Annotated in this window: 23 protein-coding genes, 2 tRNA genes and 2 other RNA genes; 17 read left to right on the forward strand and 10 right to left on the reverse strand. The window is 57.5% G+C overall.

The genetic code is table 11. The annotated features are described in order from the left end of the window. Positions 1 to 15: 15 nt before the first annotated feature. The 8 genes from purU to ACJ8HT_RS07495 all read left to right on the forward strand — a co-directional run bounded on the left by purU (position 16) and on the right by ACJ8HT_RS07495 (position 3,777). Positions 16 to 864 (forward strand): formyltetrahydrofolate deformylase, encoded by an 849-nt coding sequence (gene purU / locus ACJ8HT_RS07460; RefSeq protein WP_047730553.1) that lies wholly within the window; start codon positions 16 to 18, stop codon positions 862 to 864. A 176-nt stretch (positions 865 to 1,040) separates the two neighbouring features. After that, a tRNA-Tyr gene (locus tag ACJ8HT_RS07465) sits at positions 1,041 to 1,125 on the forward strand. A gap of 96 nt (positions 1,126 to 1,221) precedes the next feature. Beyond that, positions 1,222 to 1,306, forward strand: a tRNA-Tyr gene (locus tag ACJ8HT_RS07470). A 47-nt stretch (positions 1,307 to 1,353) separates the two neighbouring features. After that, a non-coding RNA gene (locus ACJ8HT_RS07475) (RtT sRNA) lies at positions 1,354 to 1,481 on the forward strand. A 47-nt stretch (positions 1,482 to 1,528) separates the two neighbouring features. Further along, positions 1,529 to 1,656: non-coding RNA, RtT sRNA (locus tag ACJ8HT_RS07480), on the forward strand. Positions 1,657 to 1,850: 194 nt separating this feature from the next. Continuing rightward, positions 1,851 to 2,423 (forward strand): TIGR00730 family Rossman fold protein, encoded by a 573-nt coding sequence (locus ACJ8HT_RS07485; protein WP_033647601.1) that lies wholly within the window; start codon positions 1,851 to 1,853, stop codon positions 2,421 to 2,423. Between the two features lie 101 nt (positions 2,424 to 2,524). Then, complete coding sequence (gene xthA, locus ACJ8HT_RS07490; protein ID WP_033634797.1) at positions 2,525 to 3,331, forward strand: exodeoxyribonuclease III; 807 nt, start codon at positions 2,525 to 2,527, stop codon at positions 3,329 to 3,331. A 44-nt stretch (positions 3,332 to 3,375) separates the two neighbouring features. Continuing rightward, a complete protein-coding gene (locus ACJ8HT_RS07495; RefSeq protein ID WP_197652979.1) occupies positions 3,376 to 3,777 on the forward strand; it encodes a pyrimidine (deoxy)nucleoside triphosphate diphosphatase in 402 nt (133 codons plus the stop codon). 21 nt (positions 3,778 to 3,798) lie between these two features. Here ACJ8HT_RS07495 and ACJ8HT_RS07500 read toward each other — a convergent pair whose 3' ends face one another. The 5 genes from ACJ8HT_RS07500 to ACJ8HT_RS07520 all read right to left on the reverse strand — a co-directional run bounded on the left by ACJ8HT_RS07500 (position 3,799) and on the right by ACJ8HT_RS07520 (position 8,887). After that, a complete protein-coding gene (locus tag ACJ8HT_RS07500; RefSeq protein WP_194573115.1) occupies positions 3,799 to 4,095 on the reverse strand; it encodes a YnjH family protein in 297 nt (98 codons plus the stop codon). Further along, entirely contained in the window at positions 4,092 to 6,017 is a 1,926-nt protein-coding gene (locus ACJ8HT_RS07505; RefSeq protein WP_041035424.1) for a DNA topoisomerase III, read from the reverse strand. The genes ACJ8HT_RS07500 and ACJ8HT_RS07505 overlap by 4 nt, the downstream gene beginning before the upstream one ends. Further along, on the reverse strand, positions 6,017 to 7,135 hold the full coding sequence (gene mnmH / locus ACJ8HT_RS07510; RefSeq protein ID WP_376787972.1) for a tRNA 2-selenouridine(34) synthase MnmH: 1,119 nt from the start codon (positions 7,133 to 7,135) through the stop codon (positions 6,017 to 6,019). Before mnmH ends, ACJ8HT_RS07505 begins: the two co-directional genes overlap by 1 nt. Then, entirely contained in the window at positions 7,135 to 8,178 is a 1,044-nt protein-coding gene (selD, locus tag ACJ8HT_RS07515) for a selenide, water dikinase SelD (protein WP_197652941.1), read from the reverse strand. Before selD ends, mnmH begins: the two co-directional genes overlap by 1 nt. Before the next feature lie 157 nt (positions 8,179 to 8,335). Beyond that, positions 8,336 to 8,887, reverse strand: a complete 552-nt coding sequence (locus ACJ8HT_RS07520; protein ID WP_197652942.1) for an NAD(P)H nitroreductase — start codon at positions 8,885 to 8,887, stop codon at positions 8,336 to 8,338. A gap of 160 nt (positions 8,888 to 9,047) precedes the next feature. Here ACJ8HT_RS07520 and sppA point away from each other — a divergent pair, with 160 nt between their 5' ends. From sppA to ACJ8HT_RS07540, 4 genes are all read left to right on the forward strand, one after another. Then, on the forward strand, positions 9,048 to 10,904 hold the full coding sequence (gene sppA, locus ACJ8HT_RS07525) for a signal peptide peptidase SppA (protein ID WP_060439795.1): 1,857 nt from the start codon (positions 9,048 to 9,050) through the stop codon (positions 10,902 to 10,904). A gap of 93 nt (positions 10,905 to 10,997) precedes the next feature. After that, the gene (gene ansA, locus ACJ8HT_RS07530; RefSeq protein ID WP_047730911.1) at positions 10,998 to 12,014 is read left to right on the forward strand and encodes an asparaginase; all 1,017 of its coding nucleotides are present in this window, start codon (positions 10,998 to 11,000) and stop codon (positions 12,012 to 12,014) included. A gap of 22 nt (positions 12,015 to 12,036) precedes the next feature. Next, positions 12,037 to 12,669 carry a bifunctional nicotinamidase/pyrazinamidase gene (pncA, locus tag ACJ8HT_RS07535; RefSeq protein WP_102984566.1) on the forward strand — a complete coding sequence of 211 codons (633 nt, stop codon included), beginning with the start codon at positions 12,037 to 12,039 and terminating at the stop codon, positions 12,667 to 12,669. 232 nt (positions 12,670 to 12,901) lie between these two features. Beyond that, positions 12,902 to 14,179: a glycoside hydrolase family 18 protein gene (locus ACJ8HT_RS07540; RefSeq protein WP_197652943.1), complete on the forward strand. Its 1,278-nt coding sequence runs from the start codon at positions 12,902 to 12,904 to the stop codon at positions 14,177 to 14,179. A 42-nt stretch (positions 14,180 to 14,221) separates the two neighbouring features. Here ACJ8HT_RS07540 and ACJ8HT_RS07545 read toward each other — a convergent pair whose 3' ends face one another. Together ACJ8HT_RS07545 and msrB are read right to left on the reverse strand one after the other, a co-directional pair. After that, a complete protein-coding gene (locus ACJ8HT_RS07545) occupies positions 14,222 to 14,494 on the reverse strand; it encodes a YeaC family protein (RefSeq protein WP_033634809.1) in 273 nt (90 codons plus the stop codon). Between the two features lie 63 nt (positions 14,495 to 14,557). Continuing rightward, positions 14,558 to 14,971 (reverse strand): peptide-methionine (R)-S-oxide reductase MsrB, encoded by a 414-nt coding sequence (gene msrB, locus ACJ8HT_RS07550; protein WP_004932219.1) that lies wholly within the window; start codon positions 14,969 to 14,971, stop codon positions 14,558 to 14,560. 348 nt (positions 14,972 to 15,319) lie between these two features. On the opposite strand from msrB, the gene gapA reads away from it, so the two are divergent. Beyond that, on the forward strand, positions 15,320 to 16,315 hold the full coding sequence (gene gapA, locus ACJ8HT_RS07555; RefSeq protein WP_004932222.1) for a glyceraldehyde-3-phosphate dehydrogenase: 996 nt from the start codon (positions 15,320 to 15,322) through the stop codon (positions 16,313 to 16,315). An 83-nt stretch (positions 16,316 to 16,398) separates the two neighbouring features. Continuing rightward, a complete protein-coding gene (locus tag ACJ8HT_RS07560; RefSeq protein WP_194573110.1) occupies positions 16,399 to 17,274 on the forward strand; it encodes a D-hexose-6-phosphate mutarotase in 876 nt (291 codons plus the stop codon). A gap of 94 nt (positions 17,275 to 17,368) precedes the next feature. Here ACJ8HT_RS07560 and ACJ8HT_RS07565 read toward each other — a convergent pair whose 3' ends face one another. Beyond that, positions 17,369 to 18,133: a MipA/OmpV family protein gene (locus tag ACJ8HT_RS07565; RefSeq protein WP_049201693.1), complete on the reverse strand. Its 765-nt coding sequence runs from the start codon at positions 18,131 to 18,133 to the stop codon at positions 17,369 to 17,371. Between the two features lie 108 nt (positions 18,134 to 18,241). Continuing rightward, positions 18,242 to 18,517 carry a hypothetical protein gene (locus tag ACJ8HT_RS07570; protein WP_159108327.1) on the reverse strand — a complete coding sequence of 92 codons (276 nt, stop codon included), beginning with the start codon at positions 18,515 to 18,517 and terminating at the stop codon, positions 18,242 to 18,244. Positions 18,518 to 18,559: 42 nt separating this feature from the next. On the opposite strand from ACJ8HT_RS07570, the gene yeaG reads away from it, so the two are divergent. From yeaG to ACJ8HT_RS07585, 3 genes are all read left to right on the forward strand, one after another. Further along, positions 18,560 to 20,494, forward strand: coding sequence for a protein kinase YeaG (gene yeaG, locus ACJ8HT_RS07575; RefSeq protein WP_004932230.1), 1,935 nt, complete (start codon positions 18,560 to 18,562; stop codon positions 20,492 to 20,494). Between the two features lie 130 nt (positions 20,495 to 20,624). Then, positions 20,625 to 21,893 carry a YeaH/YhbH family protein gene (locus ACJ8HT_RS07580; protein ID WP_038877203.1) on the forward strand — a complete coding sequence of 423 codons (1,269 nt, stop codon included), beginning with the start codon at positions 20,625 to 20,627 and terminating at the stop codon, positions 21,891 to 21,893. 337 nt (positions 21,894 to 22,230) lie between these two features. Then, on the forward strand, positions 22,231 to 22,461 hold the full coding sequence (locus tag ACJ8HT_RS07585; RefSeq protein WP_049201691.1) for a hypothetical protein: 231 nt from the start codon (positions 22,231 to 22,233) through the stop codon (positions 22,459 to 22,461). Positions 22,462 to 22,663: 202 nt separating this feature from the next. Here the strand turns inward: ACJ8HT_RS07585 and ACJ8HT_RS07590 are convergent, their stop codons facing one another. Then, positions 22,664 to 23,353, reverse strand: coding sequence for an alpha/beta hydrolase (locus ACJ8HT_RS07590; protein WP_197652944.1), 690 nt, complete (start codon positions 23,351 to 23,353; stop codon positions 22,664 to 22,666). Between the last annotated feature and the right edge of the window lie 416 nt (positions 23,354 to 23,769).

Below are 23,769 nucleotides of genomic sequence, written 5' to 3' on the forward strand. Positions count from 1 at the left end.
AGGATCCTCAAACCCATGCCACACCAAAATGTACAACGGAAAGTGTTACGCACCATCTGCCCGGACGCCAAAGGGCTGATCGCCAAGATCACCAACATCTGTTACAAACACGAACTCAATATCGTCCAGAATAATGAGTTCGTCGATCACCGTACCGGGCGTTTCTTCATGCGCACCGAACTGGAAGGCATTTTTAACGACAACACGCTGCTGGCCGATCTGGACAGCGCACTGCCGGAAGGTTCGCTGCGCGAGCTGCACAGTACCGGGCGTCGGCGCATCGTGGTGCTGGTCACCAAGGAGGCCCACTGCCTGGGCGATCTGTTGATGAAAAGCGCCTATGGCGGCCTCGACGTTGAGATCGCCGCCGTGATCGGCAACCACGACACGCTGCAATCGCTGGTGGAGCGTTTCGATATTCCTTTCCATCTGGTAAGTCACGAAGGCTTGACGCGTGAGCAACACGACCGCGAAATGACGGCCCAGATCGATCAATATCAGCCGGATTATGTAGTGCTGGCCAAATATATGCGCGTGCTGACCCCAGCCTTCGTGCAGCACTATCCAAATCAGGTGATCAACATTCACCATTCGTTCCTGCCGGCGTTTATCGGCGCACGCCCTTATCACCAAGCCTACGAGCGCGGAGTGAAAATCATCGGCGCCACCGCCCACTACGTTAACGATAACCTCGACGAAGGCCCAATCATCATGCAGGACGTGATCCATGTCGATCACACCTATTCCGCCGAGGATATGATGCGCGCCGGCCGCGACGTGGAGAAAAACGTGCTCAGCCGCGCGCTGTATCAGGTGCTGGCCCAGCGCGTCTTCGTCTATGGCAACCGCACCGTTATTCTGTAATCGCTCAATAAATCGGTGCATTTCGTTCAGGGATGCACCGCCAAGAATAAAAAAACGGCAAACGATTCATTTTCTGCATTTCAATGCTTTACACATCCGCTTCATTTGATATGATGCGCCCCGCTTACCGAGACAGCGCTCTCGCAAGCAAGGCCAGTTAAATAGCCATGTAATATGGTGGGGTTCCCGAGCGGCCAAAGGGAGCAGACTGTAAATCTGCCGTCACTGACTTCGAAGGTTCGAATCCTTCCCCCACCACCATCTTTTCTCCGCCAGGAGCGAAGACGCAATAAAGAAGCCGGCCAGGTTTCTTCCGGATAAAACCGGAACAACAATTAGTAAATCCATGAATATCATGGTGGGGTTCCCGAGCGGCCAAAGGGAGCAGACTGTAAATCTGCCGTCACAGACTTCGAAGGTTCGAATCCTTCCCCCACCACCATCTCTTGCAAAAAATCCCTAAACCGACTTAAAACACATCGCATCCATATTGCTCCGCATTGGGGAAGGATGAGAAGCTTCGACCAAGGTTCGAGTCTCACGCAGTGAGACAACGCGCTTCAGCGCGGCCCGCAGGGTGAGGCGCGCAGCGACGAATCATCCTTCCCCCACCACCATCTCTTGCAAAAACTCCCTAAACCGACTTAAAGCACACCGCATCCATATTGCTCCGCACCGGGGAAGGATGAGAAGCTTCGACCAAGGTTCGAGTCTCACGCAGTGAGACAACGCGCTTCAGCGCGGCCCGCAGGGTGAGGCTCGCAGCGAAGAATCATCCTTCCCCCACCACCATCCTTTGCAGAACATCCCCAAATCGATTTAAAGCACATCGCCCCAATGCTCTCGCATCAATAAAACTCAATTTATCTCCCCTTATTCCTCGCTTTCACCTCGATGTTTTATTTCCGCCCACCCAGCCGTAACTTGAACTCCGGCCGACAATTCGCTATACCACTGGCTTCTTTAGTGCAGTAAGGAACAGGTGGATGCGAAACAATATTTGCGTTTTTTGTGGCGCCAGTGAAGGCGTCAATCCCGCTTATGCCGAGCAGGCTCGTCAACTGGGGCAGCTGCTGGCCGCACAGGGGCGCCGTTTAATCTACGGCGGCGGCAAGAAAGGATTGATGGGGATCGTGGCAGATGCCGTGTTGGCGGCGGGCGGTGAAGCTGTCGGCATTATCCCCGAGCGCCTGGTTGAAGCGGAAACCGCGCATCGCGGCCTGACCGAACTGGAAGTGGTGCCTGATATGCATACGCGCAAAGCCCGTATGGCCGCGCTGGCGGACGGTTTTATCGCCCTGCCCGGCGGCATCGGCACGCTGGAAGAGCTGTTTGAAATCTGGACCTGGGGTCAAATCGGCTATCACAACAAGCCGGTCGGCCTGCTGAACGTTAACGGCTTCTACCGCCCGCTGAGCCAATTCCTCGAACACGTCGCCGATCAGGGCTTTATGCGCCACGACTATCTCGGCACCCTGCACATCAGTGAATCGGCGCAAACGCTGCTGCAACAGTTTGACGATTATCAACCCAAAAATTACGACCGCTGGGCGAAATAAACCCGCTGCGCAGCCAGCGGTCCTGCCGCTGTCTGCGTTACATTTCCCGCCAAACTCTGCTACTATCACAGCACATTTTTCTCGTGAAAACGGCACCGCTCATGAAGTTTGTCTCTTTTAATATCAATGGACTGCGCGCGCGTCCGCATCAGCTGGCGGCAATTATCGAACAGCACCAGCCCGACGTGATCGGCCTGCAGGAAACCAAAGTTCACGACGACATGTTCCCGCTGGAAGAAGTCAGCCAGCACGGCTATCACGTGTTCTATCACGGGCAAAAAGGCCATTACGGCGTAGCGCTACTGACCAAAGCGGAGCCTCTAGCCGTGCGCCGCGGTTTCCCGACCGATGAAGAAGATGCGCAGCGTCGCATCATCATGGCCGATCTGGCGACGCCGCAGGGCACGCTGACGGTGATCAACGGCTACTTCCCGCAAGGTGAAAGCCGCGACCACCCGATCAAATTCCCGGCTAAAACACGCTTTTATCAGGATTTGCAAAACTACCTGGAGCAGCAGCTGTCGGCGGAATCCCCGGTGTTGATCATGGGTGACATGAACATCAGCCCGAGTGATTATGACATCGGCATCGGCGAAGACAGCCGTAAACGCTGGCTGCGCACCGGCAAGTGTTCCTTCTTGCCGGAAGAGCGCGAATGGATGGACCGCCTGCTGAACTGGGGCCTGGTGGACACCTACCGCCACGCCAACCCGGGGCGCAACGACGAATTCTCGTGGTTCGACTACCGCTCCAAAGGGTTCGACGACAACCGCGGCCTGCGTATCGATCTGCTGCTGGCCAGCACCCCGCTGGCTTCACGCTGCATCGCCACCGGCATCGATTACCAAACCCGCGGTATGGAGAAACCTTCCGACCATGCGCCTGTCTGGGCGGAATTTACGCTGTAATCCCATCACCCCGGCGCTCGCCGGGGTTTTACTCTGTGAAGCCAATGAAAATTATCGACGTGGTAGCCGCTATTCTGGAACAGAACGGCCGCATTTTACTGGCTCAGCGCGGCGCAGGCAGCGATCAGGCCGGTCTGTGGGAGTTTCCCGGCGGCAAGGTTGAAACGGGCGAAAGCCAGCCAGAAGCGCTGAAGCGCGAACTGGATGAAGAGTTGGGGATTTGCGCCCGTATCGACGACTATGTGGGCAGCAATCAGTGGCAGCAAGGCGAACGCATCATCCGGCTACATGCCTGGCGCGTCGCGGATTTCACCGGTGAATTGCAACAGCGCTGCCACTCGGCGTTGGTCTGGGTTACGCCGCAACAGGCGCAGGAATACGCCCTGGCGCCCGCCGACGTTCCACTGCTGGCGGACTATATCGCCGCGCAAAGCGGTGCACGCTGAGCGCGGCGACAGGTTACATCGTCACTTCTTCAATCGCACCCAAATCAAGGGGTTGGTGCCGATGGTGTTAGGCTCACGCACGCACTGCAGCACTTCCCCTTCCACTTTAAGCACCGCGCCTTCGGAATAGTTTTGGTTCTGGTAGACGCAACAGCGGTTGCAGGGCTGTGCCGGCGGCGGGTTGACGCCGCTTTTGGCCGTGCCCCAAATCTCCGGCGAAACCGGTAACACCACGTCCACATCGCCGCGATTGGCGGCGGCCAGGCCGGAAAACATCAGGGTAGCGGCAGCCAATACCCCACTGAGTCCACGCTTCATTCACTCTTCTCCTGCGCCTTGCCGGCGCTTTTCCTGCGTTTTTTGCCTCCGCTGGAGGGCGGCGGCGGCAATCCACGAAACGCCATGCTCGCCCGGCTCTGCTTGGCCTGATAAATCAGCTCTTGCAGCGTGCCGACCAACGGCTGCATAAAGTCCTGATAGCGGCAGGATTTCTCGCTGATTTGCGTCAGCGTGGCTTCCCAGTTGGCCGTCATATCAGGGCGCGCAGCAAGATCCGGCAGCGAGTGAATCAACGCGCGTCCGGTTTCGCTGGAGTGAATATAGCGTCCCTTCTTGTACAGAAACGCCCGCTTGAACAGCAATTCGATGATCCCCGCTCGCGTCGCTTCCGTTCCTAAACCATCGGTCGCCCGCAGGATTTTCTTTAACGCTTTATCTTGTACGAATCGCGCGATGCCGGTCATAGCCGACAGCAGACTGGCGTCGGTAAACGGCCGCGGTGGCTGAGTCTGGCGCTCCACCACTTCACCGCGCTCGCACAGCAGCTCATCGTCCTTGGCCACCACCGGCAGCGGTGCACCTTCGTTTTCCTCATCGCGCTCCTTGCTGCCCAGCAGCGTGCGCCAGCCGGCTTCCGCCAGAAAGCGCGCCTTGGCGATGAATTTGCCGCCGGCGATATCCAGCTCGATCACGCATTTGCGGAACACCGCATCCGGACAAAACTGCATCAGGTACTGGCGCGCCACCAGCCCATACACGTTCCGTTCATCCTGCGTCAAATTGACCTTGCCGGCACGGGCGGTGGGAATGATGGCATGGTGCGCATCGACCTTTTTATCGTCCCAGCAGCGGTTGCGGCGATCGCTGTCGATCACCGGCTGCGGATACAGCTCGGGTTGGTGCACGCTGATGGCGTTCAGCACCGCGTGGCGGCCGGCAAAATGCTCTTCCGGCAGATAGCGGCAGTCGGAACGCGGATAGGTGATCAATTTGTGGGTTTCGTACAGCCGCTGGCAAACGTCCAGCACCTGTTGTGCGCTGAGGTTGTAGCGCCGGGCCGCCTCGATTTGCAGCGTGGAGAGCGAGAATGGCAACGGCGCGGTATCTGATTCCCGTTTATCATTATAGGCCGTGACCAGGGCCGGCTGGCCCTCGATGCGCTTGACCACGTGCTCCGCCAACGGCCGGTGCAGCAAACGCCCCTCTTCATCCTGATAAGGTTCGCAGGAGTCGCTGGGTTGCCACAGCGCCACAAAGCGTTCTTCTTTCGGCGTGACGATGTGCGCCTTAACCTCAAAGAAGTCTTTTGGCACGAAGTTTTCGATCTCTTCGTCGCGGCGCACCACCAATCCGAGCACCGGCGTCTGCACCCTGCCCACCGACAGCACGCCGTCGTAACCGGCGTTGCGGCCCAGCAGCGTATAAGCGCGGGTCATATTGATGCCGTACAGCCAGTCGGCGCGCGAACGCGCCAACGCAGACACACACAGCGGAATGAAATCACGGTTGTCGCGCAGGCGTTCGACCGCACGCTCTACCGCCTGCGGGTTCAGATCGTTGATCAGACAGCGGCGCACGTTCTGACGCTTCTCCGCCGTCAAATCCAGATAGTCCAGCACCTCATCCACCAGCAGTTGCCCTTCGCGATCCGGGTCACCGGCGTGGACCACTTCATCAGCTTCGAGCAGCAACTTTTTAATGGCGTTGAGCTGTTTGCTGACCGAAGGCCGCGGCTGCAAGCGCCATTTTTCGGGGATGATCGGCAGATCCGCCAACGACCAGCGCGCATAGCGGCTGTCATAGGCGTCAGGCTGGGCCTGTTCCAACAGGTGGCCGACGCACCAGGTCACCACGTCGTTGTTGCCGCAGGCGATATAGCCGTCGCCACGGCGGTGCGGCTTGGGCAAGACGTCGGCAATGGCGCGCGCCAAACTCGGTTTCTCGGCTATGAACAGTCGCATTAATCACCGTTTTTCTGGCTGAACGTCATCAAGAATTCTCTTACTTCTGCATAGTTCCCACGGAAAACAATCCGCTGGGCTTTCTTTTCCAACTGATAGCAATACATCGGATCGTAGTACTGCTGCAACAGGGGCGCCAGCCACTCACGGTGCGCGTCGCCCTGGCCGCTGAGGCGCTGCACCCGCAGCGCCGCCTCCAGCCGCTGCGTCAGCTGCTGGAAACGCTCCAGGCCCAAACGGCGGCGAATGGCGAACAGACCGTGATGCAGATAGTCATCGTACTGCTGCCAGCCTTCTTCCACGCCATAGGCCTGTTCAAACTGTTCGCGCATGCCGTCGATGTATTCGGCCTGCAGGCGCGCCAAGCGAATGTCGAACGGATCGTCGATCACCGCCACCGGCGCCTGCTGCATGCCGTTGAACAACGGCAGCGGCAGATTGTTGCTGCCGATGATCCGCCCTTCGTCCTCCAGCACCCAACGGCGGCTGCCACCATGCTGTTTTTTCAGCAATAACACAGCCAGACGATTCTCAAAATCTATCTGCGAGCTCTGTCCCGCCAGCGTTCGGCCAAAAGATGAACCGCGATGGCGCGCCGCGCCTTCCAGATCGACGCCGTCGGCCAATTCGTTGACCAGCAGCGTCTTGCCGCTGCCGGTATTGCCGCCCACCAGGACCATCGGTAATGCTGCGCTTTGCGTCAGTACACCGAGCAGATAATTACGCAGTGCCTTATAACCGCCAGTGATACGCGGGTAATCCACACCGGCCTCATGCAGCCATTGCTGCACCAGCTGCGAGCGCAGCCCGCCGCGGAAGCAATAAATATAGCCTGCGGGCCGCTCTGCGCAGGCCGCCAGCCAGGCGGCGGTACGCTGTTCGCGCAGTTTGCCGTTCACCAGACTGTGGCCAAGCGCGATCGCCGCTTGTTGACCATGCTGTTTATAGCAGGTACCGACCGCCTGCCGCTCGCTGTCGATCATCAGCGGCAAATTCACCGCCTGTGCAAAGGCGCCCTGCTGAAACTCAATCGGCGCGCGCACGTCAATCAGCGGCACGTCCTGCAAAAAAATGCGTTGATAATCGGCGCAGTCCGGTCTTCCTGGCATGTTGGACACTACACGACCTCGATTAGCGGCTTACCGGCTGATGCCACATGCAGCTCACCGATGGCCTCAAGCGTGATACCGTGCTGCTTGGCAATCGCCAGCACCTGCGCCTCCGACTCAGGCAATACCGCCAACAGCAAGCCGCCGGAGGTTTGCGGATCGCACAGCAGCTGGCGCTGCAAATCGCTCATCTCGCCCACCAGATGGCCATAGCTGTCGAAGTTGCGCCCGGTGCCGCCCGGCACACAGCCTTCGGCAATATACGCCTCGACGTCCGGCAGCTTCGGCACCCGATCGAACCAGACCGTCGCCTGCAGACCGGAGCCCTGGCACACCTCGCTCAGGTGACCCAGCAGGCCAAAGCCGGTGATATCGGTCATCGCCGTAACGCCCGCCACCTCGGCAAAGTCGGCGCCCGGCTTGTTCAGGCGGCACATCACTTCCGTCGCCAGGCCCTGATGCTCAGGGCGCAGCTTGCTTTGCTTCTCGGCTGTCGTCAGCACGCCGATGCCCAGCGGTTTGGTCAGATAGAGTTTCGCACCGGCCTGTGCGGCGCTGTTTTTCTTCACCCGCTCGGTATTGACCACGCCGGTCACCGCCAGGCCGAAAATAGGTTCCGGCGCATCGATGGAATGGCCACCGGCCAGCGCGATGCCCGCCTGCTGGCAGGCGAAACGCCCGCCGTCGATCACCTGCTGCGCCACCTCCGGCGGCAGTTTGGAGATCGGCCAGCCGAGGATGGCGATCGCCATGATCGGTTTGCCGCCCATGGCGTACACGTCGCTGATGGCGTTGGCAGCCGCAATGCGGCCGAAATCGAACGGATCGTCGACGATCGGCATGAAGAAGTCGGTGGTGCTGATGATGCCGACGCCGTTGCCGATGTCGTACACCGCCGCGTCGTCACGGGTTTCATTGCCGACCAGCAGGCGCGGATCGACGAACTTTTCCCGCTCGCTGTGCAAGATGGTTTCGAGAACTTTCGGTGAGATTTTGCAGCCGCAGCCAGCGCCATGGCTGTACTGGGTTAAACGGATCGCTGGCGATGTCATAGTCCACTCCCTTCGGTAACGGCACTCAAGATATCATAGGGTAGCGCTTGCCGAGGGGATTGATAAGAGCGGGCCGCCGATAAGCGAACGGCCTGCTCAGAAACCATGCAATTTTGCGGGGTTTAGCGCATTTCCGCCGCGCCCCACGGGAGAAAACTCAGAAATAGCTGACGAAAGGCGTGCTGTCCGGCGGTGTCACCTTGGTGGCAGCCTTCAGCTGTGGCGTGCCCAGATAGAGGAAGCCGACGATCTCATCCTGCTCGCGGCAGCCGAAAGCTTCGCGCACCAGCGCATGCTCGGTCCAGCCGCCGGTGCGCCAGATGCCGTTAAAGCCCTGCGCCAGCGCCGCCATCTGCATCGCCTGCACCGCGCAACCGGCGGAAACCACCTGCTCCCAGCGCGGCACCTTGGTCTCTTCAGTACAATGGGCGATGACGGTGATGATCAGCGGTGCGCGGAACGGCGCCTTGGTGGCCTTTTCGATCGCCGCTTCGTCCAGTTGGTCTTGCTTCGCCGCCGCCTGCAGCAGCTGGCTGAAGCGCTCCAGCCCCTGATTTTCGATCATCACGAAACGCCACGGCTGCAGCGCGCCGTGATCGGGCGCACGCAGGCCCGCGTTGATGATATTTTGGCGTACTTCCCCCGCCGGCGCCGGTTCCGCCAGGCGCGAAGCCGAGCGGCGATTCAATAAAAGATCCAGAGCATCCATCGTAAACTCCTGATAACAATTTTCATTCCGGCCACGTTAACATAGCTAAACGACGAGTTACAGCCTCGGCGATAGCGTCTGCGTGCCACGATTTAAAGCTGACATTTACCCGGCCGCTCATTAGGATAGCGGAACATTCTCGACTCTTGTTGGAGAGCACATGCGCACATTGTGGCAAATTATTGCCGGCATTTTCCGGTGGACATGGCGTCTGCTGAATTTTATCAGGGAACTGATCCTTAACCTGTTCCTGGTCTTGCTGATCCTGGTTGGGGTCGGCATCTATCTGTCCTTCCAAAGTTCCTCCACCTCGACGGCCCCGGCGCGCGGCGCGCTGCTGGTCGATTTAAGCGGCGTAGTGGTCGATCAGCCTTCGGTAAACAACCGGGTGCGGCAATGGGGCCGCGAGCTGTTGGGCGCCTCCAGCAGCCGCCTGCAGGAAAACTCGCTGTTCGACGTGGTGGACAGCATCCGCAAGGCCAAAGACGACAAAAACATTACCGGCATGGTGTTGCAGCTGAATGACTTCGCCGGCGCCGATCAACCGTCGCTGCGTTATATCGGCAAGGCGCTGCGCGAGTTCCGCGACAGCGGCAAGCCGATCTTCGCCATCGGCGACAGCTACAACCAGACGCAATATTTCCTGGCCAGCTACGCCAACAAAATCTACCTGTCGCCTCAGGGCGCGGTCGATCTGCACGGTTTCGCCACCAACAATCTTTACTACAAATCGTTGTTGGACATGCTTAAGGTCACTACCAATATCTTCCGCGTCGGTACCTATAAATCGGCGGTCGAGCCGCTGATCCGCGACGATATGTCCCCGGCGGCGCGCGAAGCGGACAGCCGCTGGATTGGCGGCCTGTGGCAAAACTATCTGGAAACCGTGGCGGCCAACCGCCAGCTGACGCCGCAGCAGCTGTTCCCGGGCGCTGCCGGCGTGCTGAGCGGCCTGCAGGCGGCCGGTGGCGACACCGCCCGCTATGCGCTGGACAATAAGCTGGTGGACGAGCTGGCCTCGCGCACCGCGATCGAAAACCAGCTGGTCAAGGCCTTCGGCTGGGACAAACAGGCGAACGATTTCAACGCCACCAGCATCTACGACTACCAGCCGAAGCCGGACGCCAACCAGGGCGGCAAGATCGCCGTGGTGTTCGCCAACGGCGCCATCATGGACGGCCCGCAGACGCCGGGTAACGTCGGGGGCGATACCACCGCCGCCGAGCTGCGCCAGGCGCGCCTGGATCCGGCCATCAAGGCCGTGGTGTTCCGCGTCAACAGCCCGGGCGGCAGCGTCAGCGCATCCGAAGTGATCCGCTCCGAACTGGCCGCCGTGCGCGCCGCCGGCAAGCCGGTGGTGGTCTCGATGGGCGGTATGGCGGCGTCGGGCGGCTACTGGGTTTCGACGCCGGCCGACTACATCATCGCCAGCCCGAGCACCCTGACCGGCTCCATCGGCATTTTCGGCATCATCAACACCTACGAGAAAACCCTGGATACGCTGGGCGTGCACACCGACGGCGTGGCGACCTCGCCGCTGGCCGACATTGCGGTCACCAAGGCATTGCCGCAAGAGTTCTCGCAGATGATGCAGCTGAACATCGAAAACGGGTATAAGAACTTCCTCGATTTGGTCGCCAAATCGCGCAAGATGACCCCGCAGCAGGTTGACCAAATCGCGCAAGGCCACGTCTGGCTCGGCAGCGACGCCAAGGCCAACGGCCTGGTCGATCAATTGGGCGATTTCGACGACGCGGTGAAGAAAGCCGCCGAGCTGGCGAAGCTGCAGCAGTGGCAGCTCGACTGGTTCGTCGATACCCCAAGCCTGAGCGATATGGTGCTCAGCCAGTTCGGCGTTTCCATTCACGCCATGCTGCCGGCGGCGATTCAGGCCATGCTGCCCGCCCCGCTGGCCTCGGTCGCCAACGCGGTGAAAGAACAGCCGGGCTTGTTCAATAACCTGAACGATCCGCAAAACCGTTATGCGATCTGTCTGACCTGCGGAGAAGTCCGCTAACAAATAATTCTGCAGCCCGGCCATCGCCGGGCTTTTTTTCTGCCGCCATGCCCCTATAATTCAGCCCATCTTATCTTTGTTAAAATCATGACCATGCAAAAGAAATCCATTTACGTCGCCTACACCGGCGGCACCATCGGCATGCAGCGTTCCGATCACGGCTATATCCCGGTTTCCGGCCACCTGCAGCGCCAGCTGGCGCTAATGCCCGAATTCCATCGCCCGGAAATGCCGGATTTCACCATTCATGAATATGCGCCATTGATCGACTCTTCGGACATGACGCCGGAAGATTGGCAGCACATCGCCGACGACATCAAACAGAACTACGATCGCTACGACGGCTTCGTGATCCTGCACGGTACCGACACCATGGCGTTCACCGCATCGGCGCTCTCCTTCATGCTGGAAAACCTGGCTAAACCGGTGATCGTCACCGGTTCGCAGATTCCGCTGGCGGAGCTGCGCTCCGATGGCCAGACCAACCTGCTCAACGCGCTGTATCTGGCGGCTAACCATCCGGTGAACGAAGTCAGCCTGTTCTTCAACAACAAGCTGTTCCGCGGCAACCGCACCACCAAAGCGCACGCCGACGGCTTTGACGCCTTCGCCTCCCCGAATCTGCCGCCGCTGCTGGAAGCCGGCATTCACATTCGTCGCCAGCACGGCATCGACAGCCCGGCTTGCAACGGCGCGCTGCGGGTGCACGACATCACGCCGCAGCCGATCGGCGTGGTCACCATCTATCCGGGCATTTCCGGCGCGGTGGTGCGCAACTTCCTGTTGCAACCGGTCAAGGCGCTGATCCTGCGCTCCTACGGCGTCGGTAACGCGCCGCAAAAGGCCGAGCTGATCGACGAGTTGCGTGCGGCCTCCGAACGCGGCATCGTGGTGGTCAACCTGACGCAGTGCATCTCCGGGCGCGTCAATATGGAAGGCTACGCCACCGGTAACGCGCTGGCGCACGCCGGGGTGATCAGCGGTTTCGACATGACGGTGGAAGCCGCCTTGACCAAGCTGCACTACCTGCTGAGCCAGCCGCTGACGCCGGAACAAATCCGCGCCCTGATGCAGCAAGACCTGCGCGGCGAACTGAGCATCAACGGTTAACCTACTGATCTTTGGAGCGGCGATGAAAACGGCCCTGTTGTTGATCGATCTGCAAAACGATTTCTGCCCCGGCGGCGCGCTGGCGGTCACGGCGGGCGACGCCGTCATCCCAGTTGCCAATCAGGCGATCGCCGCCTGTCTGGCGCGTGGCGAGCCGGTCGTGGCCAGCCAGGACTGGCACCCCGCCAATCACCGCAGCTTTGCGGTTAATTCCCATGCGCAGGTCGGCACCCTCGGCGAGCTGGAGGGCCTGCCGCAGGTGTGGTGGCCGGTGCACTGCGTGCAAGGGAGCCACGGCGCCGATTTTCACCCCCAGCTGCAACGGCAACACATCAATGCCGTCTTTCGCAAAGGCCAGGAGACGGATATCGACAGCTACAGCGCGTTCTTCGATAACGGCCACCGTGCGCAGACCGAACTGCACGGCTGGTTGCAATCGCAGGGCGTCCAGCGGCTGGCAATCATGGGCCTGGCGACCGACTACTGCGTCAAATTCAGCGTGCTGGATGCGCTGGCTGCCGGCTATCCAACGCAGGTGATCGTCGACGGCTGCCGCGGCGTGAATCTGCAGCCGGACGACAGCGAACGGGCGCTGCAGGACATGGCGCGCGCCGGTGCACAACTGGTTACCCTGTCACAATTCCTCGCCAACTAAATCCTCCGGGGCGCCACCGGCGCCCTCTCTGCGCGGCGGCGAAAATATCGACGCCGCTCACAATACCGCCCTTCTTCTTCCCCAACGGCTTGTGACCGGCAGGCGCTTTTGCTGTTATGGCTGCGACGCTTTTGGCGTCAATCGGTTATACGCATCCGGGGCCCGCTGAGCCCGGCTTTATTGTGACCGCCTCTGGCGGTACGGTCGGCCTTGCCGGCCCAAGGAGAAAGACATGAAAATAACCCGAAAACTGCTGCCTTTACTGGCGGCGGTGCAGTTGGCTATGGCCGGCGCCGGCACGGCTCAGGCGGCTTATCTCTCCGTCGGCTACTTCAACGGCGGCGGCGACGTCACCGCCGGCCCCGGTGGCGACATCGACAAGCTGGACGTCACGCAAATCACCCACCTCAACTATTCGTTCGGCCTGATCTACAACGGCGAGAAAGACGAAACCAATGCGGCGTTGAAAGACCCCGCTCGCCGCCACCAGATCTACCTGTCGCCGAAGGTAATGGCCGATCTGCAACGGCTACCGACGCTGCGCAAACAGAACCCCGAGCTGAAAGTGCTGCTGTCGGTCGGCGGCTGGGGCGCACGGGGTTTCTCCGCCGCCGCGGCGACTGCGGAAAATCGGGCGATATTCATCCGCTCCGCGCTGCAGGTGATCGCCCAGTATCAGCTGGATGGTATCGATCTGGACTGGGAATACCCGGTGAACGGCGCATGGGGACTGGTGGAAAGCCAACCGGCAGACCGCGACAACTTCACCCTGCTGCTGAAAGAGCTTCACCAGGCGCTGGGTAAAGGTAAGTTGTTAACCATCGCCGTCGGGGCCAACGTCAAAAGCCCGCAGGAATGGGTCGATGTAAAAGGCATTGCCCCTTACCTCGACTACATCAATCTGATGACCTACGACATGGCTTACGGCACGCAGTACTTCAATGCCAACCTGTACGACTCAAAGCATTGGCCAACCGTGGCGGCCGCCGACCGTTACAGCGCCGATTTCGTGGTAAAGAATTATCTGGCTGCCGGACTGAAACCGGCACAGATGAACCTGGGCATCGGTTTCTACGGCCGGGTACCGAAGCGTGCGACCGAGGCGGGCATTGACTGGGACAAGCCGGACGCCGCCAAACATCCGGTGACGCAGCCATACTTCAGCACGCGCGAAACCGCCCTGTTCAACGCGCTGGGGCTGGATCTCGGCAAAGACACCTACTTCAAATACCACGATATCGTCAGCAAATTGCTCAACGATCCGCAGCATCGTTTTCGCGAGCACTGGGATGACGACGCCAAGGTACCTTACCTGACGCTGCAATCCGCCGCAGGCAAACCGCTGTTCGCTATCTCCTACGAGAACCCGCGTTCGGTGGCCATCAAGGCCGAGTACATCAAAAGCCAGGGATTGGGAGGGGCGATGTTCTGGGAGTACGGCGCGGACGATAACAACCGGCTGGCGCAGCAGCTGGCGGAATCGCTGGGAATCAAGGGTGAAAAACGGTGAACCGACGGGGCGATGGTGCCATCGCCCCGCTTTAGGACAGCCTTACTGCGGTTTGAGTTTGGCCAGCGGCTCGGCAACGAACTGCTGCTTCAGCTCTTGCTTGCTCTTCATCACGATCTGCCCGTCGGTGCCGATGCTCATGTGCTGCGGATCGACGTTGTTCATCGACTGCCACAGCATCACCGCCTGCAGGCTGTTTTCTTTTTGCTCCGGCGTCAGCGCTACGCCGTCCGGCCATTTGCCCAGCTCAACCGCCTGTACCAGGCGCTGGTATATCTCGGGCGTCATCGCCGCAATCAGATCTTTCACGTCCATCAGAGCCCTTCTCGCTTACGGATGAATAATTAGCTGAATCGATTTTGTTGGTTAAATTACCACTTAGCCGGCCGTTTGGTCGCCATTTTCGCCATCGGTGAAACTCAGCGAGGCGGAGTTGACGCAATAGCGGTCGCCGGTTGGCTGCGGGCCATCGGGGAAAACGTGCCCCAGGTGCGCATCGCAATGGCCGCAGCGGATTTCAACACGGTGCATATTATGTGAATTATCATCAAGATAACGGATTGCATCGGCGGAAACCGGCTCATAAAAGCTCGGCCAGCCGCAGCCGGAGTCGTATTTGGTTTCGGAATAGAACAGCGGCTGGTTACAGCACAGGCAATGGTACACGCCCTCGCGCTTGTTGTGCAGCAATTTGCCGCTGAACGGCGCTTCGGTGCCGCGCTGTTGCGTCACATAACGTTGGATTTCATTCAGTTCCGTGACCGGATGACCGGGGGTTGTCTCTTTAGCCATTTGTGCTTATCTCTGAATGTGGATAATGTCAACGAAAACAATGATTAATAATAACAAAAAATTAACACCGCTGCAGGGGTTTTTGGCCTAAACTGTAGCCCATAAAGGCCACGTCACGATGATATGTGATAGCGATCACACATCTTGCGTATGCTGACTTTATACTTGGCGGCTTGTCCCCATATAACGGATGAGGCCGAGCGCAAATGGACTGTGCAATAAGCGTGCAAAACCACCCTTCCGGTTTGACTTGCCGCAAGAATTGACACGATTCCGCTTGACGCTGGGTAAGGTTTTTGTAATTTTACAACCAACCTTTTATTCACTAACAAATAGCTGGTGGAATATATGACTATCAAAGTAGGTATCAACGGTTTTGGCCGTATCGGTCGCATTGTTTTCCGTGCTGCTCAAGAGCGTTCTGACATCGAGATCGTTGCAATCAACGACCTGTTGGACGCAGAGTACATGGCCTACATGCTGAAGTATGACTCTACTCACGGCCGTTTCAACGGTACTGTAGAAGTTAAAGACGGCCACCTGGTTGTTAACGGCAAAACCATCCGTGTTACCGCAGAGAAAGACCCGGCTAACCTGAAGTGGAACGAAGTGGGTGTTGACGTGGTTGCTGAAGCGACCGGTATCTTCCTGACCGACGAAACCGCGCGTAAACACATCACCGCTGGCGCTAAAAAAGTGGTTCTGACTGGCCCATCCAAAGATGCGACCCCAATGTTCGTTCGCGGCGCTAACTTTGACAAATATGCCGGCCAGGACATCGTTTCCAACGCCTCTTGCACCACCAACTGCCTGGCACCACTGGCTAAAGTCATCAACGACAACTTCGGTATCGTTGAAGGCCTGATGACCACCGTTCACGCGACCACCGCAACTCAGAAAACCGTTGATGGCCCGTCTCACAAAGACTGGCGCGGCGGCCGCGGCGCATCCCAGAACATCATCCCTTCTTCTACTGGCGCAGCGAAAGCGGTTGGCGTGGTTCTGCCAGAGCTGAAAGGCAAACTGACCGGTATGGCGTTCCGCGTACCGACTCCTAACGTATCCGTTGTTGACCTGACCGTGCGTCTGGAAAAAGCGGCTACCTACGAAGAAATCAAGAAAGCCATCAAAGACGCCGCTGAAGGTTCTATGAAAGGCGTTCTGGGCTACGTTGAAGACGACGTGGTTTCCACCGATTTCAACGGCGAAGTGCTGACTTCCGTGTTCGATGCCAAAGCCGGCATCGCACTGAACGACAACTTCGTGAAACTGGTTTCCTGGTACGACAACGAAACCGGTTATTCCAACAAGGTTCTGGACCTGATCGCTCACATCTCCAAGTAATGGCATGATGTTAAGCTGATAATGAGGGCGACATTTTTGTCGCCCTTTTTTATTTGTATCTCCGGCAAACAATAGGTCATGAAATGAACGAGAAAATTTTCGCCCTGCCCGTTTCCGAACAGATTTCGCCTTACATCAGCCAGCGTCAACTCGATGAGCTGGGCGTGGTTGTGGTCTCGCACCCTAAAGTCCGTGCGGCCGTCGCGCTGCAAGGCGCCCATTTGCTGGCCTGGCAGCCCAGCGGTGAGCAGCCGGTGATTTGGCTCAGCAATAACACCCCATTCGCCAAAGGCAAGGCCATCCGCGGCGGCGTGCCAATTTGCTGGCCGTGGTTTGGCCCGGTAGCGCAACCTTCTCACGGTTTTGCCCGCAACCAGCCCTGGAGCCTGACGGCGCACGATGAAGATGACAACGGCGTCATCCTGACCTTCACGCTGAAAGACAATGAGCAGACCCGCAAACTGTGGCCACACGCCTTCACATTGATTGCCCGTTTCAAGCTGGGTGAAGAGTGCGAGATCGAACTGGAATCGCACGGTGACTATCAGGCCACGGCGGCGCTGCACAGCTACTTCCAGGTGGGCGACATCGACCGGGTTAGCGTGGCGGGCCTGGGCGAGCCTTATATCGACAAGGTAGCGGGTGGCGCAGAGGCGCGCCAGACAGGCGAAGTGACCTTCATCGGCCAAACCGATCGCGTCTACACCTGCCCCGAGGCCTTCAGCCTGATCCGCGATCCGGCGCTCACGCGCACCATCGAGGTTCACCACCATCATATGAGTGACGTTATCGCCTGGAACCCGGGCGTAGAACTCTCATGCAGCATGGGGGATATGCCGAACGACGGCTACAAAACCATGGTCTGCGTTGAGACTGGGCGCGTCAGCAAACCGCTGGTCGCCGCCGGTGAACAACCTGCTCGTTTGGGCGTTACCTTCCGCAGCCGTAAGCAGGCTTGAAAAATCGTGCGCGGCAGCGCACCACAGATGTGCAAAAGGGGCGCTAGCGCCCCTTTTTGATGCCCACCATGCACGATGTTCGTGCAATGCGTGATTAGAAGGTGTAGCTCACACCCGTCATCAACAAACCGGTGTAGGATTTATCCACCATCGGGCTGTCTTTCACTTCATCAGACAACTTCACATAGCGACCGACGAAGAAGGCGTTCCAGCTTTTGTTGATCTGGTAATTGGCGCTCAGTTCGAGATACGGCGCCCAGCTATCGCCTGGAGTGTAGCTGTCCAGGCCGCTGCGGCGAGATTCATTGGCGCTGACGCCATAGTAATATTTGTTCTGGTTTTTGCTGTTCCACATTACGCCCACGCCTGGGACCAGCGTCAGCGCGTCCAGATCAAACTTGTACAGGTAAGCCACATCGCCCACCAGACCATTGCTGTTGTTCAGCGTGTCGCCGGTGAAGGTGGTGCGGAGGGTGCCCCACTCTGCGTTGTGCGAATAGGCCAGGCCGGCCATCAGCGTGCCGCGGCGTTTGTCGAGACGCTTCATGCGATCGTCGTCGCTGTCGCCAGGACGGTAGCCCCATGGCGTGTAGTAACCCATGATGCTCAGCTGATTTTCTTGATCTTTCCAAAGGTAGTAACCTGCGGTCAGAGTACGGAAGTAGAAATCGTCACCTTCATAGTTGATGACGGGCACCGGATAAACGCGGTCCTGATAACCGCGATACGCGTCCGGGCTAACCAGCGCGGCAGCGCCGAGTGACCAGGTTCCCGCCTGAGCACTTTGCGCACAAACCATTGCGGAAGCGATAATTGCTAGCGTTTTGAGTTTTGAAATCTTCACTGGTTCTTTTTCCATAAATTACAGGGTTAATAGCCGCAATAGTTTATGTGAAAATTTAGTTACGTGCCTAATCTTTACAATAGAAAACGACCAAGATCGAATAACTTATAGCGGAATTATGAATTAATCATGGCGGAACGATGACGTTTCATCCCGCAGGCCGCGCCAGACAAGGCATTTGGCTCCCACCGTAATAACTGAGTCATTGATATGACTTAAAAAAAGCTTTTTCTGCGGCAGGAAATTTTCCGGCAAGCAAACTAAGCTTAAATCAGAAGGTGAATTTATCCTGGGCCCAGTGGCATACAGCGCAACTCGCGATAATAAGCGCACCAAGTTGGCATACGGGTTGCTGTACTCAGGCGTATTCTCATCTTTCGGGAGCCAGAACACTATCACACGCTCTCTTTAACCTGTGCTAATAACGAAAGGACGGGCATCATGAACATATTTGACCACTATCGCCAGCGCTACGAAGCTGCCAAGGACGAAGAGTTCACACTGCAGGAATTTCTTACCATTTGCCGGCAAGATCGCAGTGCCTATGCCAACGCGGCCGAACGTCTGCTGATGGCTATCGGTGAACCTGTGATGGTCGACACTGCGCTAGAATCACGCCTGTCGCGCCTGTTCTCCAACCGCGTGATCGCACGCTATCCGGCCTTCGAAGAATTCTACGGCATGGAAGAGGCCATCGAACAGATCGTCTCTTACCTGAAACACGCCGCCCAGGGCCTGGAAGAGAAGAAACAGATCCTGTACCTGCTCGGCCCGGTGGGCGGCGGTAAATCCTCGCTGGCGGAACGCCTGAAGGCGCTGATGCAGCGCGTGCCCATCTACACCCTCAGCGCCAACGGCGAACGTAGCCCGGTCAACGATCATCCGCTGTGCCTGTTCAATCCGCAGGAAGATGCCTCGATCCTGGAGAAAGAGTTCAATATCCCGAGTCGCTATCTCGGCACCATCATGTCGCCGTGGGCGGCCAAGCGCCTGCATGAGTTCGGCGGCGACATCACCAAGTTTAAAGTCGTGAAAGTGCGCCCTTCCATTCTGGAACAGATCGCCATCGCCAAAACCGAACCGGGCGATGAGAATAACCAGGATATCTCGGCGCTGGTCGGTAAAGTGGATATCCGTAAACTGGAGAATCACGCGCAGAACGATCCGGACGCCTACGGCTACTCCGGCGCACTGTGCCGCGCCAACCAGGGGATAATGGAATTCGTCGAGATGTTCAAAGCGCCGATCAAGGTGCTGCATCCGCTGCTGACGGCGACCCAGGAAGGCAACTACAACGGCACCGAAGGCATCTCCGCCCTGCCGTTCAACGGCATTATTCTGGCGCACTCCAACGAGTCCGAGTGGGTGACCTTCCGCAACAACAAGAATAACGAAGCGTTCCTCGATCGCGTATATATCGTCAAGGTGCCTTACTGCCTGCGCGTGTCGGAAGAGATCAAGATTTACGACAAGCTGCTGGATCACAGCGAGCTGACCCACGCGCCTTGCGCGCCGGGCACCCTGGAGACGCTGGCGCGGTTTAGCGTGCTGTCGCGGCTGAAAGAGCCGGAAAACTCGAGCATTTATTCGAAAATGCGCGTGTATGACGGCGAAAGCCTCAAGGATACCGATCCGAAAGCCAAGTCCTATCAGGAGTACCGCGATTACGCCGGGGTTGATGAAGGCATGAACGGTCTCTCTACCCGTTTCGCCTTTAAAATCCTGTCGCGGGTGTTTAACTTCGATCACGCCGAGGTGGCGGCTAACCCGGTGCACCTGTTCTATGTGCTGGAGCAGCAGATCGAACGCGAACAGTTCCCGCAGGATTTGGCCGAGAAATACCTGGAGCACCTGAAAGGCTACCTGATCCCGAAATACGCCGAGTTTATCGGCAAAGAGATCCAGACCGCCTATCTGGAATCCTACTCGGAATACGGACAGAACATTTTCGATCGCTACGTGACCTACGCGGACTTCTGGATCCAGGATCAGGAGTATCGCGATCCCGACACCGGTCAGCTGTTCGACCGCGAGTCCCTGAACGCCGAACTGGAGAAAATTGAAAAGCCGGCCGGGATCAGCAATCCGAAAGATTTCCGCAACGAAATCGTGAACTTCGTGCTGCGTGCCCGCGCCAATAACAACGGCCGTAACCCGAACTGGACCAGCTACGAGAAGCTGCGCACCGTGATCGAGAAGAAAATGTTCTCCAATACCGAAGAGCTGTTGCCGGTGATTTCGTTCAACGCCAAAACCTCGACGGACGAGCAGAAAAAACACGACGACTTCGTCGACCGTATGATGGAGAAAGGCTATACCCGTAAGCAGGTGCGCCTGCTGTGTGAATGGTATCTGCGGGTCAGAAAATCCTCATAACGCCTCAGGTAGCGGCATTATCAGGGCCATGTCCACAGTCATGGACGTTGCAGCGCAGCCCACGGAGGGGCTGCACATTGCGCTACAGCGGCCGGGACATGAAGAGTTGGCAACGTCGTTTGGGGGAAGTATGGCCTATTTCATTGACCGACGGCTAAACGGCAAAAACAAGAGCATGGTGAACCGCCAGCGCTTCTTGCGTCGTTACAAGTCGCAAATCAAACAGTCGATTGCCGAAGCCATCAACAAGCGTTCGGTCACCGACGTAGACAGCGGGGAGTCCGTCTCCATCCCCACTGACGACATCAACGAACCGATGTTTCATCAGGGGCGCGGCGGTACGCGCCATCGCGTTCATCCGGGCAACGACCACTTCGTGCAGAACGATCGCGTTGAGCGGCCTCAGGGCGGATCAGGCGGTGGCGGCGGCCAGGGCAACGCCAGCCAGGATGGTGAAGGTCAGGATGAGTTCGTTTTCCAGATCTCCAAAGACGAGTATCTCGATCTTTTGTTCGAAGATCTCGCCCTGCCCAATCTGAAAAAGAACCAGTATAAGCAGCTGACCGAGTTCAAAACCCACCGCGCCGGCTATACCGCCAACGGCGTGCCGGCCAATATCAGCGTCGTGCGATCGCTGCAAAACTCGCTGGCGCGACGTACCGCCATGACTGCCGGTAAAAGACGCGCGTTGCACGAACTGGAAGACGAGCTGAACCAGCTGGAAAACACCGAACCGGTGCAATTGCTGGAAGAGGAGCGGTTACGCAAAGAGATTGCCGAATTGCGCAAGAAAATCGAAAGCGTGCCGTTTATCGACACCTTCGACCTGCGCTACAAAAATTATGAGCGCCGGCCGGAACCTTCCAGCCAGGCGGTGATGTTCTGCCTGATGGACGTATCCGGTTCGATGGATCAAGCCACCAAAGATATGGCCAAACGTTTTTACATTCTGCTTTATCTGTTCCTGAGCCGAACCTACAAAAACGTCGAGGTGGTCTATATCCGCCATCACACCCAGGCAAAAGAGGTGGACGAACAGGAGTTCTTCTATTCGCAGGAAACCGGCGGCACCATCGTCTCCAGTGCGTTGAAGCTGATGAACGACGTGGTCGAAGAACGTTACGACCCGGCGCAATGGAATATCTACGCCGCGCAAGCGTCGGACGGTGACAACTGGGCGGACGATTCACCGCTGTGCCATGAGCTGTTGGCGAAGAAAATCCTGCCGATGGTGCGTTACTATAGCTACATAGAAATCACTCGCCGCGCTCATCAAACGCTGTGGCGCGAATATGAGGATCTGCAGGCGAAATTCGACAACTTCGCCATGCAACATATCCGCGAACCGGACGACATCTATCCGGTATTCCGCGAACTGTTTCGCAAGCAGACCGTGTGAATAACGTTGCGTGAGCATCACCCTAGCCGGAAAACGTCGTTTTCCGGCTGTTTCTTTTTCGCCATTATATATTTACCCATCTATGTTTAATTTTTGAACACCGCCAGCATCAATAATAAGTCGCGCTACCCAGAACGCCCCTATCTATTATTCGTTCTTCTGAGGTTATTCCTAAACATTCACGTCTACGCTCACGCGCCTTGATAGGAATATTCCCATTCAGTTATCGTTAACTCATCGCTTAAGGCCTTTCCTAAGCGAAATTTGCCTCACTTTATTTTTCTATGGCTTCTCAGCCCGCTACAGCGGGCGTTTACCGGTCAGCAGGTTACACATCATGATCGACTACACCCTCTATGGCCTCAGTAAGCACGATGTTGAGGAATACCATAAGCAAATATGCTGCCTGCTCGGCAAAAATGTGCTGTTGGTGTTAACCGCCAACAAGCAGATAACCAAACAGAATCTGCTCGCCAGCCTTATCCAGGAAGTAGAAAAACAGCCCGATGATTATTTTCAGCGGCTGCATCGTGCGGCGATCGAAATGATTGGCGTTAACGGACGCTGAGGCAATATGCGCAAGGCGGAAATCTACGCCATTATTGCCACCCTCGTGGTGTTAATGATGATGTTCATCATTACCCTTGATAGCGATATCAACCCTTATCCTTAATAAGCGCCTATTACGCCGGCTCTTTAGCCCGGCGTAATAGACAGCGAAGGCATGCTCTGTTGCAGGCTGTCACCTTGATTACCTTTCTGCCCTGGCTTTATTCATAACCGGCCGCTTCGTCAATCAATCCCGCCACCTCTGCGGCATGGGAAACCAGCGAAGCATGACTGGCATCCAGCACCATAACTTTCTTAGCCCGCAGCCGCTGCGCCATGTGCCGCTGATTCTCCGGCGCTATCATGCGATCGTCGCTGGAGAGTTGATACCATGATGGTTTATGTTTCCAGGCAGGTTCGCCGATGGTGTTACCGAAGGTATCGGCCAGCGGAGCCTTCTGCGCCACCGCCATCACCAGCGCCTCGTCGGCGGTCAGATCCTGGCAAAAGCTCTCGTGAAACTTGTCGGCTTTGATCCACAGATAGCCGTCGCTGTCCGGGGCCAGATTCGCCACCGCCGCAGGAGGATGCGCTTGCGTAATACCGTCGGGGCTTTCTCCGGCGTCCGGCGCAAAGGCGGCGATGTAGACCAGGCCGACCACGTTAGGCAGGTTGCCCATTGCCGTGATCACGGCACCACCGTAAGAGTGCCCCACCAACAATACCGGCCCCGCTTGCTGCGCGACCATCTTGCGCGTGCGTTCCGCATCCTCAGCCAACGAGGTCAGCGGCATTTCCACCGCATGGATCGCCGAATATCCCCTGCGCGACAACTCGAGGATGACCTTACTCCAGTGCGCGGCGCCGCCCCAGAATCCGTGTACCAGCACGATAGTGGGTTTTGTGCTCATTGCCGACTCCTTCATCTTAGGGAAGCGCTATAGACAGATGAACTGCAACCCTTGAGGGGCACGCCTTGCTACCGGCGACGTCACGCAGTCCTCATTTTTTTATAGTCAGGCTCGCGGCGTTCGGCAATAGCTACGACGGGTTAACGCACGCGATTTCCTGGCATCGCCATGGCCTATCCACGCAGCTTGCAAAGCAAAAAACGGGATTAAAACTAGGATTTTTACCCATACCGATCTAAAATTTCGCGCAAAAACAAAGAGAAGTAAATTTAGCTCACCGGGAAAAGGAATGAAGTTGTGAAGGAAATGATCTCCATCGTTTTTATGGCATGCCTGCTGGCGCTGCTGTTTTCGTGGCTGTTCGTCTACGGTCTTAACATTCATTAAACCTGCGGCGGCAATAAATCCCCCTCCCT

The sequence above is a fragment of the Serratia sp. CY44782 genome, from assembly GCF_052168715.1.
Taxonomy (GTDB): Bacteria; Pseudomonadota; Gammaproteobacteria; order Enterobacterales; family Enterobacteriaceae; genus Serratia; species Serratia nevei.

What these genes read in the sequence shown, in the direction of transcription:
- purU (WP_047730553.1), top strand. Translation starts at nt 16, where the DNA reads ATGCCACACCAAAATGTACAACGGAAAGTGTTACGCACCATCTGCCCG.
- ACJ8HT_RS07485 (WP_033647601.1), top strand. Translation starts at nt 1,851, where the DNA reads ATGCGAAACAATATTTGCGTTTTTTGTGGCGCCAGTGAAGGCGTCAAT.
- xthA (WP_033634797.1), top strand. Translation starts at nt 2,525, where the DNA reads ATGAAGTTTGTCTCTTTTAATATCAATGGACTGCGCGCGCGTCCGCAT.
- ACJ8HT_RS07495 (WP_197652979.1), top strand. Translation starts at nt 3,376, where the DNA reads ATGAAAATTATCGACGTGGTAGCCGCTATTCTGGAACAGAACGGCCGC.
- ACJ8HT_RS07500 (WP_194573115.1), bottom strand. Translation starts at nt 4,095, where the DNA reads ATGAAGCGTGGACTCAGTGGGGTATTGGCTGCCGCTACCCTGATGTTT.
- ACJ8HT_RS07505 (WP_041035424.1), bottom strand. Translation starts at nt 6,017, where the DNA reads ATGCGACTGTTCATAGCCGAGAAACCGAGTTTGGCGCGCGCCATTGCC.
- selD (WP_197652941.1), bottom strand. Translation starts at nt 8,178, where the DNA reads ATGACATCGCCAGCGATCCGTTTAACCCAGTACAGCCATGGCGCTGGC.
- ACJ8HT_RS07520 (WP_197652942.1), bottom strand. Translation starts at nt 8,887, where the DNA reads ATGGATGCTCTGGATCTTTTATTGAATCGCCGCTCGGCTTCGCGCCTG.
- sppA (WP_060439795.1), top strand. Translation starts at nt 9,048, where the DNA reads ATGCGCACATTGTGGCAAATTATTGCCGGCATTTTCCGGTGGACATGG.
- ansA (WP_047730911.1), top strand. Translation starts at nt 10,998, where the DNA reads ATGCAAAAGAAATCCATTTACGTCGCCTACACCGGCGGCACCATCGGC.
- pncA (WP_102984566.1), top strand. Translation starts at nt 12,037, where the DNA reads ATGAAAACGGCCCTGTTGTTGATCGATCTGCAAAACGATTTCTGCCCC.
- ACJ8HT_RS07540 (WP_197652943.1), top strand. Translation starts at nt 12,902, where the DNA reads ATGAAAATAACCCGAAAACTGCTGCCTTTACTGGCGGCGGTGCAGTTG.
- ACJ8HT_RS07545 (WP_033634809.1), bottom strand. Translation starts at nt 14,494, where the DNA reads ATGGACGTGAAAGATCTGATTGCGGCGATGACGCCCGAGATATACCAG.
- msrB (WP_004932219.1), bottom strand. Translation starts at nt 14,971, where the DNA reads ATGGCTAAAGAGACAACCCCCGGTCATCCGGTCACGGAACTGAATGAA.
- gapA (WP_004932222.1), top strand. Translation starts at nt 15,320, where the DNA reads ATGACTATCAAAGTAGGTATCAACGGTTTTGGCCGTATCGGTCGCATT.
- ACJ8HT_RS07560 (WP_194573110.1), top strand. Translation starts at nt 16,399, where the DNA reads ATGAACGAGAAAATTTTCGCCCTGCCCGTTTCCGAACAGATTTCGCCT.
- ACJ8HT_RS07565 (WP_049201693.1), bottom strand. Translation starts at nt 18,133, where the DNA reads ATGGAAAAAGAACCAGTGAAGATTTCAAAACTCAAAACGCTAGCAATT.
- yeaG (WP_004932230.1), top strand. Translation starts at nt 18,560, where the DNA reads ATGAACATATTTGACCACTATCGCCAGCGCTACGAAGCTGCCAAGGAC.
- ACJ8HT_RS07580 (WP_038877203.1), top strand. Translation starts at nt 20,625, where the DNA reads ATGGCCTATTTCATTGACCGACGGCTAAACGGCAAAAACAAGAGCATG.
- ACJ8HT_RS07585 (WP_049201691.1), top strand. Translation starts at nt 22,231, where the DNA reads ATGATCGACTACACCCTCTATGGCCTCAGTAAGCACGATGTTGAGGAA.
- ACJ8HT_RS07590 (WP_197652944.1), bottom strand. Translation starts at nt 23,353, where the DNA reads ATGAGCACAAAACCCACTATCGTGCTGGTACACGGATTCTGGGGCGGC.